The 14,450-nt window shown below is 71.2% G+C and carries 14 protein-coding genes and 1 tRNA gene; 7 read left to right on the top strand and 8 right to left on the bottom strand.

The window, feature by feature from the left end; all coding sequences use genetic code 11:
* Nucleotides 1-108 precede the first annotated feature (108 nt).
* The 6 genes from OG866_RS22300 to OG866_RS22275 all read right to left on the bottom strand — a co-directional run bounded on the left by OG866_RS22300 (nucleotide 109) and on the right by OG866_RS22275 (nucleotide 4,383).
* Nucleotides 109-211: transfer RNA gene (locus OG866_RS22300), tRNA-OTHER, on the bottom strand.
* 267 nt (nucleotides 212-478) lie between these two features.
* Nucleotides 479-712, bottom strand: coding sequence for an SGM_3592 family protein (locus OG866_RS22295; protein ID WP_329337189.1), 234 nt, complete (start codon nucleotides 710-712; stop codon nucleotides 479-481).
* Between the two features lie 160 nt (nucleotides 713-872).
* Nucleotides 873-1,592, bottom strand: coding sequence for an ABC transporter permease (locus OG866_RS22290; RefSeq protein WP_329337188.1), 720 nt, complete (start codon nucleotides 1,590-1,592; stop codon nucleotides 873-875).
* A 10-nt stretch (nucleotides 1,593-1,602) separates the two neighbouring features.
* Entirely contained in the window at nucleotides 1,603-2,514 is a 912-nt protein-coding gene (locus tag OG866_RS22285; protein WP_329337187.1) for an ABC transporter ATP-binding protein, read from the bottom strand.
* On the bottom strand, nucleotides 2,511-3,419 hold the full coding sequence (locus OG866_RS22280) for an ABC transporter permease subunit (RefSeq protein ID WP_329337186.1): 909 nt from the start codon (nucleotides 3,417-3,419) through the stop codon (nucleotides 2,511-2,513). Before OG866_RS22280 ends, OG866_RS22285 begins: the two co-directional genes overlap by 4 nt.
* The gene (locus OG866_RS22275; RefSeq protein ID WP_329344239.1) at nucleotides 3,409-4,383 is read right to left on the bottom strand and encodes an ABC transporter ATP-binding protein; all 975 of its coding nucleotides are present in this window, start codon (nucleotides 4,381-4,383) and stop codon (nucleotides 3,409-3,411) included. Before OG866_RS22275 ends, OG866_RS22280 begins: the two co-directional genes overlap by 11 nt.
* 261 nt (nucleotides 4,384-4,644) lie before the next feature.
* Between OG866_RS22275 and OG866_RS22270 the strand changes: the two genes are divergently transcribed.
* The 7 genes from OG866_RS22270 (at nucleotide 4,645) to OG866_RS22240 (ending at nucleotide 11,512) form a co-directional block, all read left to right on the top strand.
* On the top strand, nucleotides 4,645-5,487 hold the full coding sequence (locus OG866_RS22270) for a M24 family metallopeptidase (protein WP_329337185.1): 843 nt from the start codon (nucleotides 4,645-4,647) through the stop codon (nucleotides 5,485-5,487).
* Nucleotides 5,488-5,545: 58 nt separating this feature from the next.
* Nucleotides 5,546-7,303: an SDR family oxidoreductase gene (locus OG866_RS22265; RefSeq protein ID WP_329337184.1), complete on the top strand. Its 1,758-nt coding sequence runs from the start codon at nucleotides 5,546-5,548 to the stop codon at nucleotides 7,301-7,303.
* 115 nt (nucleotides 7,304-7,418) lie between these two features.
* Entirely contained in the window at nucleotides 7,419-8,357 is a 939-nt protein-coding gene (locus OG866_RS22260) for a MerR family transcriptional regulator (RefSeq protein ID WP_329337182.1), read from the top strand.
* A 123-nt stretch (nucleotides 8,358-8,480) separates the two neighbouring features.
* Entirely contained in the window at nucleotides 8,481-9,029 is a 549-nt protein-coding gene (locus OG866_RS22255) for an RNA 2'-phosphotransferase (protein WP_329344238.1), read from the top strand.
* A gap of 68 nt (nucleotides 9,030-9,097) precedes the next feature.
* Nucleotides 9,098-9,553, top strand: a complete 456-nt coding sequence (locus tag OG866_RS22250) for a hypothetical protein (RefSeq protein ID WP_329337181.1) — start codon at nucleotides 9,098-9,100, stop codon at nucleotides 9,551-9,553.
* Between the two features lie 82 nt (nucleotides 9,554-9,635).
* Nucleotides 9,636-10,538, top strand: coding sequence for an LLM class flavin-dependent oxidoreductase (locus OG866_RS22245; protein WP_329337180.1), 903 nt, complete (start codon nucleotides 9,636-9,638; stop codon nucleotides 10,536-10,538).
* 77 nt (nucleotides 10,539-10,615) lie between these two features.
* Complete coding sequence (locus OG866_RS22240) at nucleotides 10,616-11,512, top strand: Cof-type HAD-IIB family hydrolase (protein WP_329337179.1); 897 nt, start codon at nucleotides 10,616-10,618, stop codon at nucleotides 11,510-11,512.
* Here OG866_RS22240 and OG866_RS22235 read toward each other — a convergent pair.
* Both OG866_RS22235 and OG866_RS22230 read right to left on the bottom strand, forming a co-directional pair.
* The gene (locus OG866_RS22235; RefSeq protein ID WP_329337178.1) at nucleotides 11,509-12,576 is read right to left on the bottom strand and encodes a M23 family metallopeptidase; all 1,068 of its coding nucleotides are present in this window, start codon (nucleotides 12,574-12,576) and stop codon (nucleotides 11,509-11,511) included. The two genes, OG866_RS22240 and OG866_RS22235, sit on opposite strands and share 4 nt — an antisense overlap.
* 137 nt (nucleotides 12,577-12,713) lie before the next feature.
* A complete protein-coding gene (locus tag OG866_RS22230) occupies nucleotides 12,714-14,417 on the bottom strand; it encodes a sensor histidine kinase (protein ID WP_329337176.1) in 1,704 nt (567 codons plus the stop codon).
* Nucleotides 14,418-14,450: the final 33 nt, after the last annotated feature.

The raw sequence follows: 14,450 nt of genomic DNA, 5'->3' as shown, positions 1-14,450 counted from the left end.
CCGCCGAGCTCCATGTGGAGCTCCAGCGAGGCCGGGTGGGGGTGGACGGCGACCGTCGTCATTGGCCGCGCCGATTCCGCCATGGCGCCTGAACCTGATCGGGTCTTGCGGAGGATGCACGGATCGAACGTGCGCGGGGTGTCCCCCGACCGTGACTTGCTTTCCATTGAGCACAGCGCAAGCCAGTGCCTTGCCTCTCGGCCAATCCTCCGGGTGGGCGGCCCACGCGAGAGCGACATCGCGTGCTCGAAGCGGCCGCCCCGGGCAGCTCCTGTGCGGGGCAGGTCCGACGGTGGGGTAACTACACCGGAACCCGCCGCGGGCTGCCCTGACGGGAGCTGGACGTACTGCCGTGCATCGACATCGTCCGCTCCTCTCCCAGAACGTGGCGCCGGAGTCGTCGTCCGGCCGCGTGGACACAACCATCGTGCCGGTAGGCCGAGTTGGGCGCCACCGAATTAATCGGCCGTCTGTTCCCCTACTTGCGCCACCATCTGCGGCGGCCCCTGCTGAAGAACCACCCCGCAGGCGGCTCGTCGGAGCGCCAGGGCTGCGGCTCGGGGGCCTCGTCGCGCCAGCGGGCGGCGAGCATGCGGGCGCGGGCGGACGGCTCCGAGGTGTCCGCGGAGCGTATGAAGTCCTCGTCCAGGACGAGGCTGTCCCAGGTGTCGTCCCCGGACCGGCCCCGCTCGTCGTGGTGCGCGTCCGCCATCCCCGTTCCTCCTCGCAGTGCGTCCCGGTCCCGACAGTGTGCCGGGACCGGGGTGAAGCCTCCGTCAATAAGCGCGGCGTCTGCTCCTCGCGGCGCCCGCTCCCTGGGGCGTCCGCTCCCTGGGGCGTCCGCTCCCTGCGGCGCCCGCTCCCTGGGGTGCCTACTCCTCGCCCGCCAGCTTCAGCGTGCGCAGCTTCTGACCGGCGTACCAGGTGGCCAGCACCGTCACCACGACCAGCAGCACCGTCGCCGTCGGCAGGCTCACGTCCGAGGTGACCAGCTCACCGCCGGCGACCTTGTGGGCCACGGCCAGCGACCACTGCTGGACGCTGAGCGTGCGCGCCCCGGAGACCAGGGAGCCGAACAGGGCCTCCCAGACGAGGGCGTAGACGAGGCCGAAGACGACCGCGTGCCGGGACACCGTGCCCAGCAGCAGGAAGAGCGCGGCGTAGGCGATGGAGGAGACCAACGCGGCGACCGTGTAGGCGACGGCGATCTGCTGGCCGTTGCCGTTGAGGATGAAGCCGGCGATGAGGGTCGGCAGGGCCGAGAAGACCATGGTGACGGCGATCGCGACGATGAGCTTGGTGAAGATGATCGTGGGCCGCTTGATCGGCTTGGACAGCAGATACACCACCGAGCCGTCGTCGATCTCCGGGCCGATCGCGCCGGTGCCGGCGATGACGCCGATGATCGGCACCATCGTGGCCAGCGCGAGGCCGCCGAGCAGGTCGGACGCGGTCTGGTCGTCGGCGCCGACCAGGGCGCGCACGATCACGGAGATCACGATCAGCAGCAGGGGCAGGGCGCCCAGGATGAGGGCCCTGCGGCGGCCGAGCAGGGCTCGGTAGGTGAGTCGGGCGACTGTGGGGTCGTACATCTTCGGCCTCCTACGCCGCGACCAGGTAAGAGAACACGGACTCGAGGGACTCGTCGGACGGCGAGACCGTCAGCAGCCGGATGCCGTGGTCGCGGGCGACCTTCGGCAACAGGGCGGTGAAACGGCCGAAGTCGACGGCCTGGACGCGCAACGCGCCCTCCGCCAGGTCGACTTCGATACCGGACGTGGACGGGTCGGCGATCAGCGCGGCCGCGAGGGCGCGGTCGTCACTGGAGCGCACCAGATAGCGGTGCGGGCGGTCGGTCATCAGGCGGCGGATCTTGCGGAAGTCGCCGCTGGCCGCGTGCCTCCCCGCGACCACGACCTCGATGTGCCAGGCGAGTTGCTCGACCTCTTCGAGGATGTGGGAGGAGAACAGGACCGTGCGGCCCTCGTCGCCCATGCGGCGCAGCAGGTCCATGAGCTGCATGCGCTGGCGCGGGTCCATGCCGTTGAAGGGCTCGTCGAGGAGGAGCAGCGAGGGGTCGTGGACCAGGGCGGACGCCATCTTCACGCGCTGGCGCATGCCCTTGGAGTACGTCTGGATCTTGCGGTCCTGCGCGTACTCCATCTCGACCGTGGCCAGCGCCCGCTGGGCGGCCTTGGCGCCCAGGCCGTGCAACTCGGCGTTGGCGACGACGAATTCGCGACCGGTGAGGAAGTCGTACATCGCCTCGCGCTCGGGGACGATGCCGATGTGCCGGTAGATGGCCTCGTTGCGCCAGGTCGGCTGCCCGTCGAGGGTGACCGTGCCGGTGGAGGGGGCGAGGAAGCCGCCCATCATGTTGATCAGGGTGGACTTTCCGGCGCCGTTCGGGCCGAGGAGGCCGGTGACGCCGGGGCCGATCGTCATGGTGACGTCGTTGACGGCGACCACGTTGCCGAACCAGCGCGAGACGTGGTCGATGGAGAGCGTGGTCACAGTCCCACCTTCTTGTAGCGGCGCATCATCAGGCCGTAGCTCGCGGCGATCAGGCCGAGGGTGATGAGGACGTAGACCACGCCCTGGCCGTTCGAGGGGCCGTGGCCGCCCGGCAGCGAGGGGGTCGCGCCGAGGAAGGCGGTCTGGACGCCGTCGATGAGGGTGACCGGCGAGAAGAGGCCCATCCACGGGATGGCGGAAGTGCTGCCCTGGGCGTCGGCGATGGCCTGGAGGGTGGTGACGGCGCCGTAGGAGATGGTGAAGACGGCGATGACGGCCGCGATGCCGAAGCCGCGGCGCGGGGTGACCGCCGCGATGACCAGGCCGATGCCGGCGAACAGCAGCGAGAGCAGTGCCACGGAGACGAGCCCCTGCGCGAATCCCTTGGTCTGGTCGGTGAAGTCCAGCTTGGCCAGCAGCGCGCCCACGTACAGGACGAGGAGGGGAGCCGCGGTCAGGATGAACATCGCCGAGGCCAGCGCCGCGTACTTCGCGCGGACGTAGTCGGCGGTCTCGATGGGCCGCGAGAAGTACAGCGGAACGGTCTTGAAGCGCAGGTCGCGCGAGACGGACTGGGGCGCCTGCGAGGCGACGTACAGGCAGATCACGGACTGCATGATGATCGCGTAGCGCGTGTATTCGACCGGCAGGGCGTTGGCCTTCGTGGCGACCGCGACGGCGACCATGATGGCCGCGGGAACGCAGATCACCGCGAACAGCAGCATCGGCAGCACCTTGGACTTGACCGAGCGGCCGAGGCCGTAGGCGCCGCGCAGGGACTGCGAGTAGAGCGAGCGGGTCGCGTAGGAGCGGCCGAGCCGGGGGCCGTCGTAGGCGCGATAGCCGATGTTGTGGATGCGGGTCTGGTCGCCCGCGGGGGCGGTGACCGGGTGTTCAGCTGCCATGGCCGACGGCCTCCTTCCGCTGCTGTTCCTCGGTCTCCTGGTCGTCCTGGAAGACCTCCGAGATGTGGTGGCGGCGCTGCTCCATGCGGACCAGGCCGAGGCCGAGGTCGGCGACGACGTCCCGTACGACGTCGTAGGTCTCCTCGCCCTGTGCGGTGAGCAGCAGGATGTGGCCGGCGCCGGGCAGGCCGCTGCCCGCCTCGACGCTCACCCCGCGCGCGTGGAGCGCCTCGCGCACCGCGCGGGTGCCGTCCGGGTGCTCGTCGGTGTCGGTGACCTCGATCGCGAGGGTGGTGGTGGTCTGGGTGAAGTCGGTGGTGGAGCTGGAGCGCAGGAGCTTGCCGCCGTCGACGACGACCACGTGGTCGCAGGTGCGTTCCAGTTCGCCCAGCAGGTGCGAGGTGACCAGGACCGAGATGCCGAAGTCGGTGTGGATGCGCCGGATGAGGGCGAGCATGTCGTCGCGGCCGACCGGGTCGAGGCCGTTGGTCGGCTCGTCCAGGAAGACCAGCTGCGGGTCGTGGACGAGGGCCTGGGCGAGCTTCACGCGCTGCTTCATGCCGGTCGAGTAGCCGCCGATGGGGCGGTAGCGCTCCTCGTACAGCCCGACATGGCGCAGGGTGTCCGCGGTGCGCTCGCGGGCCGCGGTGGGCGGCAGGCCGGACATGCGCGCCATGTGGACGACGAACTCGGTGGCCGAGACGTCGGGCGGCAGACAGTCGTGCTCCGGCATGTACCCCACGCGCTCGCGGATGGCGCCGCCCTTGGTGGCGACGTCGAGGCCGAGCACCTCGGCGCGGCCCTCGGTGGCGGGGGACAGACCCAGCAGGATCTTGATCAGTGTGGACTTGCCGGCTCCGTTGGCTCCGACGAGTCCGGTCACACCGGGTCCGACGTCCACGGAGAGCCGGTCAAGCGCGGTCACCCGGGGGAACCGCTTGCTCAGGCTTTCGGTCGCGATCACAGTCACGTCGTCGACAGTAGTGACCCGCACCACTCGGGTCGTCACACCGCAGAGCTGTCTTCGGGTCAGCCTCCAGATGTACGGGCCCGTAGGGGATGCCATGCCTGAGAGTTACGGGAGGGCCGGGTCGGCGGGCGGCGTCGGAGTTTTCCACAGGCCCGAGCCCGCCTATTGACGCAGCCTCTAACGACTGTCACATTCGGCGGTGTCACGTTACGAGCACGTAGCGCAGTCGGCGAGGACTGGGCGGGACGGGGTGGCATGACGACGGCGGTGTCAGGCGAACGGGCCGCGGAACTGCGGGGATTCAGAAAAGTGCAACGGCTGGCGTACGAGTGCGCCGAGGCCGTGGCGGCACGGCTGGAACCCGGAGTGACCGAGCGCGAGGCGGCGCGGATGCAGCGCGAGTGGCTGCGCGAGCGCGGGGTGCGGGACTGGTTCCATCTCCCCTTCGCCTGGTTCGGGGACCGCACGGCGTTCGTGAACTTCCGTCTCCCGCTCCAGTTCTTCCCCACCCACCGGCGCCTGGAGCCCGGGATGCCGTTCATCCTGGACATGGCCCCGGTCCACGACGGCTTCACCGCGGACATCGGCTACTCGGGCTCCCTGGGCCCGAACCCCGTGCAGGACAAGCTGATGGACGACCTGGAGGTCCATCGTGAGCTGATCCTGCGCGAGGTGCGCGAGCGGCGCCCGCTGCGCGCGATCTACGAGGACGTGGACCGCCTCATGGTCCGCCAGGGCTACGCGAACCGGCACCGCGCCTACCCCTTCGGGGTGATCGCCCACAAGGTGGACCGGGTGAAGCAACGCCGTTGGTCACCGAAGGTCCTCGGGTTCGGCACCCAGTCCCTCAAGGGCCTCGCGGCCGACGCCCTGCACGGCCACCGCGAGGGATGGTCCCCGCTCTGGTCGCCGTACCGCTTCTCCGACCACCCGCCGCAGCCGGGCCTGTGGGCGGTCGAACCCCACCTCGGATTCCGGGGCACGGGCGCGAAGTTCGAGGAGATCCTCGTGGTCACCGACTCCGAGGATCCCGAGGAGAGCGCCTTCTGGCTGGACGACGACCTGCCGCACGTGCGGCGCTGGGCGGAGGCGAAGTGACCGGGTTGGTTCTCGAAGGCACGCGTGAGCGCGGGACGCGGCCCTGGGCGGAGGCGAAGTGAGCAAGCTGGAGAACGCGCGTGAGCGCCGGGTGCGGACCGGCGGTGTCGAGCTGTGCGTCGCCGAACTCGGCGAGCCCGGACAGCCGACCGTGGTCCTCGTGCACGGCTACCCGGACAGCAAGGAGGTGTGGGCCCAGGTCGCCGCCCGTCTCGCCGACCGCTTCCACGTCGTGCTCTACGACGTCCGGGGCCACGGCCGCTCCACCGCCCCGCGGCCGCTGCGGGGCGGCTTCACCCTGGAGAAGCTCACGGACGACTTCCTCGCCGTGGTCGACGCGGTCAGCCCGGACCGGCCGGTACATCTGGTCGGGCACGACTGGGGCTCGGTGCAGTCCTGGGAGTTCGCCACGGTCGCCCGCACCGAGGGCCGGATCGCGTCGTTCACCTCGATGTCCGGCCCGTCCCTCGACCACTTCGGGCACTGGATCAACACCCGCCTCAGGCGCCCCACCCCGCGCCGCGTCGGCCAGCTCCTCGGCCAGGGCGCCAAGTCCTGGTACGTGTACGCGCTGCACACGCCCGTGCTGCCCGAACTGGCCTGGCGCGGCCCGCTCGGCAAGGTGTGGCCGCGCCTCCTGGAGCGGTTCGAACGGGTCCCCGGAGACGGCTATCCCACCTCGTCCCTCCCCACGGACGCGGCGCACGGAGCCTGGCTGTACCGGGACAACGTACGGGCCCGGCTGCGCCACCCCCGCGCCGACGCCTACGCGCACGCGCCCGTGCAGCTCATCACGCCGCTCGGCGACGCGTTCCTGTCCGAGCGGCTCTACGACGAACTGGAGGAGTGGGTCCCGCAGTTGACGCGGCGCACCCTCCCGGCCCGGCACTGGATACCGCGGTCCCGGCCCGACCAACTGGCGTCCTGGATCGGAGAGTTCGTGACGGTCAACGAGAGCGGCAGGACGGTCACCGCGCCGGACGGGAAGTACGCCGACCGGTTCGGCGGCCAGCTGGTGCTGGTCACCGGCGCGGGCAGCGGCATCGGGCGGGCGACGGCGTACGCGTTCGCCGAGTCCGGCGCGCGGGTGATCGCCGTCGACCGGGACCCGGAGGGCGCGGCCCGTACCGCCGAGATGTCCCGCCTGCTGGGGGCGCCCGAGGCCTGGGCCGAGACCGTCGACGTCTCCGACGAACAGGCCATGGAGAAGCTCGCCGACAGGGTCGCCGCCGCGTACGGGGTGGTGGACGTCCTGGTCAACAACGCCGGGATCGGCCTGTCAGGGTCCTTCTTCGACACCACCCCGGAGGACTGGAAGAAGGTCCTCGACGTGAATCTCTGGGGCGTCATCCATGGTTGCCGGCTGTTCGGGAAGCAGATGGCCGAGCGTGGACAGGGCGGCCACATCGTCAACACGGCGTCGGCGGCGGCGTACCAGCCCTCCAAGGCGCTGCCCGCCTACAGCACCTCCAAGGCGGCGGTGCTGATGCTCAGCGAGTGCCTGCGCGCCGAACTGGCCGGTCAGGGCATCGGCGTCAGCGCGATCTGCCCGGGCTTCGTGAACACCAACATCACCTCGACCGCCCGGTTCGCCGGCGTCGACGGCGTGGAGGAGAAGCGGCGCCAGAAGAGGGCGGCGCGGCTGTACGGGCTGCGGAACTACCCGCCGGAGAAGGTCGCCGACGCGATCCTGCGGGCGGTCGTGCGCAACGAGGCGGTCGTGCCGGTGACACCGGAGGCGCGCGGCGCCCGCCTCATGTCCCGCCTCGCGCCGCGCGCGCTGCGGGCGATCGCGCGGCTGGAACCACCGCTGTGAGTCCGGGAGTTGTCTCTCGCGGGGGCTTCGTCGGCTGGCCGCCCACGCCGTCACGCCGGCCACCCGGCATGCCGACCGCTGTTCCGCGCCGGGCACCGAAGGCAGGGGCGGTCCGGTGAGTGCCGGTCCCGCGTACCGCATCGAGGACCTCGCCCACCTCAGCGGCGCAACCGTCCGCACCATCCGCGCCTACCAGGACCGCGGCCTGCTCCCCCGCCCCGAGCGGCGCGGCCGTGCCAACCTCTACTCGGACGTCCATCTCGCCCGTCTCCACCAGATCGCCGGCCTGCTTGACCGCGGCTACACCCTGGCCTCCATCAAGGAGCTTCTGGAGGCCTGGGACGCCGGGCGCGGGCTCGGCGGGGTGCTCGGGCTGGTCGCCGAGGTGGACGGGCCGTGGAGCGACGAGGAGGCGGGGCGGATCTCGCGCGCGGAGCTGGACGAGCGGTTCGGCGGCAGCCCGGACGTCGCCGCGGTCGCCGAGGCCGTGGAACTCGGGGTGCTGGAGCCGGTGCCCGGCGACGAGGACTCCTTCCTCGTACCGAGCCCTCAAGAGCTAGCCGTCGCCGTCGAGTTGTACGCCGCGGGGGTTCCGCTGTCCGCTATCGCTGGCCACCTAAGGGAGTTGAGGGTTCGGGTAGAGCACATCGCCGCCCGTTTCCTGGAGTTCACCACCGAGCATGTCTTCGCGCGCTACCTCGACGGACCGCACCGTCCGAGCGACGCGGAAGCGGCCGAGGCGGCCACGCTGGTACGCCGGCTCAGGCCGCTCGCGCAGCAGACGGTAGACGCGGAACTCGCCCGGGCGATGCGGTTGTTGGCGGTACGGCATCTGAGGCAGCACCTCAGTACGGGCCAGAGCCCGACGCAGCCTTCCGCGGCACGGTCGGTGTCCTTGCCCGAGGAGACAATGCGGGCCGTGGAGGGGCTGGTTGGCGCGGAGCGGGTGGCGGAGTTCGTGGCGTTGGCGGCTGAACGGGAGGTGCGGGCGCGGGCGTTGGACGCGCTCACGTCAAGGGGCGGTCCCCCAAGCGATTTTGCCGAAGGGGGCTGACACGGCGGTGAGTTGTCCACAGAAGCGCCAACTAGCCTGTGGATAACTATAGTTGGTTGTGGACCAAACATCCGAGGCAAAATCATTCGCGTGATTCACGTCTCGCCCGTCACGCTGATGGACATGGACGAACGACGCACCGTGAAGGTGTCGAAGTACCTCTCGAAGCATCTGCGCCATCAGCCGGAGCGCATCGGGCTCACGCTCGACGAGGGCGGCTGGGTCGAGATCGACACGCTGATCGCCGCGGCGGCGGCGCACGGGTTCCGCTTCACCCGGGAAGAGATGGACCACGTGGTGGCCGCCAATGACAAGAAGCGCTTCGCCGTCGAAGGCACCCGCATCCGCGCCAGCCAGGGCCACAGCATCGACGTCGACCTCGGCCTGTCCCCGACGACACCACCGCCGTACCTCTACCACGGCACCGTGGCCCGCAGCCTGGACGCGATCCGCGCCGAGGGCCTGCGGCCCATGAACCGGCATGCCGTGCACCTCTCGGCGGACCGCGAGACGGCGACCCGGGTGGGCGCCCGCCGTGGCCGCCCCGTGGTCCTCTCGGTGGACGCCGGCGCCATGGACCGCGACGGCCTTGTCTTCCACGTCAGCGCGAACGGGGTCTGGCTGACCGAGGCCGTACCGCCGCGGTATCTGCGCTTTCCCGAGCCGCACTGACCCCTCGGCGCCGCGCACCACCGCCGAGGGGCCCGTAATTCCCCCGCGTGGCCCCGGACGGACCCGGCATGATCGACGCCATGGACCACCTCCCCACCACCGAGGCCGCCGTCACCGCCCTTCGCGCACTCGCCGCCGAGTACGCCCTCGCGATCAAGGTGACCCATGACATCGGCGCCGACCAGACCTCGCGCCGCACGGCCGCGGGCGTCGGCGTCACCGCGGACCCCGACGGCTCCCTGCCCCACGAGGCCTACGTCGAGCTCGGCGGCCGACCCCAGGTGGATGTGCGGCTCTACGCGGATGACGACGCGCTGATCACCGTCGACGGCGTCGAATGCCCCGATATCGCCCGCGACGACGTCCCCGCCTTCCTGCGCGCCCTCTACGAAGGCCACGCCTGGGTCAAGACGCGCCGCTTCCCGCCGGGCAACTTCCTGATGGTGCCGCTGCCGGGCGACCGGGTGCACAAGGAGTTCATCCTGGTCGGCCTGAGCCCCTGGCTGAGTGGCCGCGCACGCTGACCGCGGGCCACGCAACCCGGTCGGACCATGACCGTGGGTCACTGTTTCACGTGAAACCCGTCCGGCCGCATACGCTCGAAACATGAGTCTGCGTCTGAGCACCGTGATCCTCCCGTACCGCCGCTGGTCCGAAGGGGGCCGTGCGGCATGGCAGCGGGCGGAGCAGCTCGGCTTCCACACCGCGTACACCTACGACCACCTGTCCTGGCGGACCTTCCGCGACGGCCCGTGGTTCGGTGCCGTACCGACGCTGACCGCCGCCGCGGCCGTCACCGACCGACTGCGTCTGGGCACGCTGGTGACCTCGCCGAACTTCCGGCATCCGGTGACCCTCGCCAAGGAGCTGATCTCCCTGGACGACATCTCCGGCGGCCGCGTCACCCTCGGGGTCGGCGCGGGCGGCACCGGCTTCGACGCCACCGCACTCGGCCAGGAACCGTGGACGCCGCGTGAGCGCGCCGACCGGTTCGCGGAGTTCGTGCCGCTGCTGGACCGGCTGCTGACCGAGGACTCGGTGTCGTACGAGGGCGACTTCTACGCGGCGCACGAGGCCCGCAACATCCCGGGCTGTGTCCAGCGGCCCCGGCTGCCCTTCGCGGTGGCCGCCACCGGCCCGCGCGGGCTCCGGCTCGCCGCGCGCCACGGGCAGGCGTGGGTGACGACCGGCGACCCCAAGCTGTACGAGAACGGCACTCCTGAACAGTCGATTCAAGCCATTCGCGGACAGGTCGAGAAGCTGGCCGACGCATGTGCCGAAATCGGGCGGGACACGAAGGAAATCGACAAGATCCTGCTCACCGGATTCACCCCGGACCGCGCCCGTCCGCTGGAGTCGCTCGACGCGTTCGTGGACTTCGCGGGGCGGCACCGGGAGTTGGGTTTCACCGAGATCGTGATCCACTGGCCCATCCCCGACTCGGACTTCGCCGCCGACGAGAAGGTCTTCGAGCAGATCGCCATGGAGGCCCCGGCACAGCTGCGCTGAGACCACGGTGCGTGAGGGGGCAGGTGGGAGGCTGTAATCACTCACCTGTGCGGGCTCCTGCACGACCGTGCAGGCATATGCGGGAGAATGGCCGGGTGACTTCAGCGACTCGACAGCCCGAGACCCCGGCCGCCGCCGTCCCGCCGCGCCTGATAGCCACCGATCTCGACGGCACCCTGCTGCGCGACGACAAGTCCGTCTCCCCTCGGACGGTCGCGGCCCTCGCCGCCGCCGAGGAGGCGGGCATCGAGGTCTTCTTCGTCACCGGCCGGCCCGCCCGCTGGATGAACGTCGTCAGCGACCACGTCCACGGCCACGGCCTCGCCATCTGCGGAAACGGCGCCGCGGTCGTCGATCTGCACGGTGGCGCCGACGCCCACCGGTTCGTGAAGGTGCGGGAACTGGCCAGACAGAACGCGCTGGACGCCGTACGCCTGCTGCGGGACGCGGCGCCCGGCACGGTGTACGCGGTGGAGCAGACGTACGGCTTCCACCAGGAGCCGGACTATCCGAAGCTGCACATGGAGATCCCGGACGAGCTCCAGCCCGCCGAGAAGCTGCTGGCGGCGGACGGGCCCGGCGCCGGCGAGCCGGTCCTGAAGATCCTCGCCTTCCACCCCACGATCGACCCGGACGCCTTCCTCACCCTGGCCCGTCTCGCGATCGGTGACATCGCCAACGTCACGCGCTCCAGCCCCAGCGCCCTGCTGGAGATCAGCGGCCCGGGCGTCTCCAAGGCCAGCACCCTCGCCCTGTGCTGCGCCGAGCGCGGCATCTCGCACGAGGAGGTCGTCGCCTTCGGCGACATGCCCAACGATGTCGAGATGCTGACCTGGGCGGGACGGTCGTACGCGATGGGCAACGCGCACCCCGACGTGCTCGCCGCGGCCTCCGGCCGGACGGTCGACAACAACGAGGACGGCGTGGCGGTCGTCATCGAGCAGCTGGTGGCCCAGCGCGAAAGCCTGTCCTAGCCGAGGGGCACGCCCCGCGCCGCCAGCCACGGCACCGGGTCCACGCCCGAGCCCAGTTCAGGGGTGACCCGCACCTCGAAGTGCAGGTGCGGGCCGGTGGAGTTGCCGGTGGTGCCGGACTGGCCGATCCACTGCCCCGGCGCCACCCGGTCGCCCTGGTCGACGGTGACGGCGGCGAGATGGGCGTACTGCGTGTAGTAGCCGCCCGGGTGCTCGATCACGATCTCGATGCCGAAGGCGCCCCCGCAGGACACCTTCACCACACGCCCCGCGCCGGCCGCCCGCACGGGCGTGCCGATCGGCACCGCGAAGTCCTGCCCGGTGTGCCGGTCGGCCCACCGTGAGCCGCCGCTGCCGAAGCCCGCGGACAGCTCGTACGTCTCCACGGGAGCGACCCAGGGGGCCGTGAACTGCGCCGTCGGCTGATCCAGCCGGACGGCACCCGGACACGCACCCGCCGCGACCGACGCGTCCGCCTGGCCCTGCAACTGCCCGCGCGCCTCTTCGAGCTGCTGCTCGATGCCCTGTTTCAGCCCGGCGAGTTCGACGTTCCGCTTCTCCAGCGACTGCCACGCCGCCGCGGCCTTCGCCTCGTCCGCCGCGAGCTTCGCCTCGGCCCGCCGGCTCTTCTCGATGGCGTTGTTCACGGCCAGGTTCGTCTGGGAGAAGACCTGCTGACCACGCATCAGCTGCTCCGGGCTGCCGGCGAGGATGATCTGCGCGGTGAGCGGAAGGTCGCCGCCATTGCGGTACTGGGCGCGCGCGATCCGGCCCAGGTCCTCGTGCAGGACGGAGATGTCCCGGCGTTCCCGGTCGAGCAGCCCCTCCAGCCGCTGTGCCGTCGCCCGCTGTCCCTCCGCCTCCAACCGCCCCGCCTCGTACTGCTGCGTCGCCAGCGCCGCGTCCTCGTACAGCCGTGCCACCTGTGCACTGATCCCCGGGTCCGCGCCGCCGTCCCCGCTCGCCTTCGTCTCCGTGGTGTCGGTCGTCGGACGGGCCGCCAGCACGGCGAGCGCGCACAGCAGCGCCGGGACGAGCAGCGGATGACGGCGGGACAGTCGCATGCCAGCGATCCTGACCCGACCCCGCGCGGGCGGTCCTGTTCAAGTCGTACGGCCGGGGGACAGCGGACCTCGGACGGGTCAGACGTACGACTGAACGGACGCCGTGGGGATGCGAGATGACGGGACGTCATACGGTCCTACTCCAGCGGCGCCTCCCACACCACCGTCGTACCGCCCCCGTCCTCCCCGATGCCCGGCCCGTGCCGGCTGGTGCCGCCGAGGGACTCCGCACGCCGCTCAAGATTCTTCAGGCCGCTGCGCCGGCCGCCCGCCGGGATGCCGACGCCGTCGTCCGCGACGGTCAGGCGGACGCCCTTGCGCCCGTCCGGCAGGGTCACGCCGGCGTCGACGACGACATCGATGCGTGTCGCCCGGGCGTGCCGGAAGGCGTTGGAGAGGGTCTCGCGCAGGGCCGCGATGAGGTTCTTGCCGGTGAGGTCGCCGACCAGGGCGTCGACCGGGCCGACGAAGCGGTGCGAGGGCTTGAAGCCGAGCGGCACGGCGGCCGTGTTGATCTCCCGCAGCACCCGTGTGCGCAGCCCCGAGGGCGCCTCGGCGGGCTCCTGCTGGAGCGCGAAGATCGCGGTACGGATCTCCTGGATGGTGACGTCGAGTTCGTCGACGGCGTTGCCGACGCCGTCCCGCACCTCGGGCACGAGCGAACCGCGCTGTGCGCTCGCCAGCGTCATCCCGGTGGCGAACAGCCGTTGGATGACGAGATCGTGCAGGTCACGGGCGATGCGGTCACGGTCCTCGTAGACCGCGAGCCGTTCCCGGTCGCGCTGCGCATCGGCCATCACCAGCGCGAGCGCGGCCTGCGCGGCGAACTGGATCGCCAGCGTGCGCTCGGTCTCCGTGAACAGCCGCTCCCCCCGCGTCCGCGGTGTGACGAGGGCGCCCAGGATCCGGCCGTCGCTGCACAGGGGCACCATCATGGTGGGCCCGTAGCCGTGCGCCAGCGTGGTGGTCATGCGGGGGTCACCGGCCGCGTCCTCCAGGAACACCGCCTGTCCGTCGAGGAGTTCGGCGACGATGCCGCTCTCGGGCGGGACTACGGTGCCCAGCATCGCCGACGGCTGGTCCGCGGCCACGGCGGCGATCTCCAGGCCGCCCTCGTCGGCGGGCAGCAGCACGATCCCGGCCGCCGACCCCGACAGTCTGCGGGCCTGCTCGGCGACGACCTGGAGGGCGTCGTCGGTGTCGCCGCCCGACAGCAGGGCGGTGGTGACGGCGACCGAACCGTCGATCCAGCGCTCGCGCTGCTTGGCCGCCTCGTACAGCCGGGCGTTGCCGATCGCGATGCCGGCCTCCGTGGCCAGCACCCGGACGATGTGGAGGTCGTGGTCGTTGAACGGCTCGCCGCCGCGCTTCTCCGCCAGATACAGGTTCCCGAAGATCTCCCCCTGCACCCGGGTCGGCAGGCCCAGGAAGCCGCGCATCCGCGGGTGGTGCTCCGGAAAGCCGCAGGAGCGCGGGTCGGTCGTCAGATCCGCGAGCCGTACCGGCTCCGGGTCCCGGATCAGCGCGCCGAGCAGCCCCCGGTGTCCGTCCGGCAGGCGTCCGACACGGCGGGCGGTCGCCTCGTCGACGCCGTGGAAGACGAAGTCGGCCAGGCCCCGCCCGTCCTCGTCGATGACGCCGATGGCCGCGTAACGGGCGTCCGTCAGCTCTGCCGCGGTCTCGCAGATCCGGTCCAGCGTGGAATGCAGTTCGAGTCCGCTGCCGACGGACCGCATGGCCTCCAGCAACTGCGGCACCCTCGCGGTCAGCTCGGCCGACAGCGTGGAACGCTGCGCGGAAGGCAGCGGATCGGGACCGGGGCTCGTGGCGTCGGAGGACATGAGCCGAGCGTAATTAGTCCCCTTTGATGCAGA

Origin of the sequence: Streptomyces sp. NBC_00663 (genome assembly GCF_036226885.1) — a bacterium.
Taxonomy (GTDB): Bacteria; Actinomycetota; Actinomycetes; order Streptomycetales; family Streptomycetaceae; genus Streptomyces.
The sequence above is the reverse complement of the archived record's forward strand: the minus strand, read 5'-3'. Positions and strand labels throughout refer to the sequence as shown.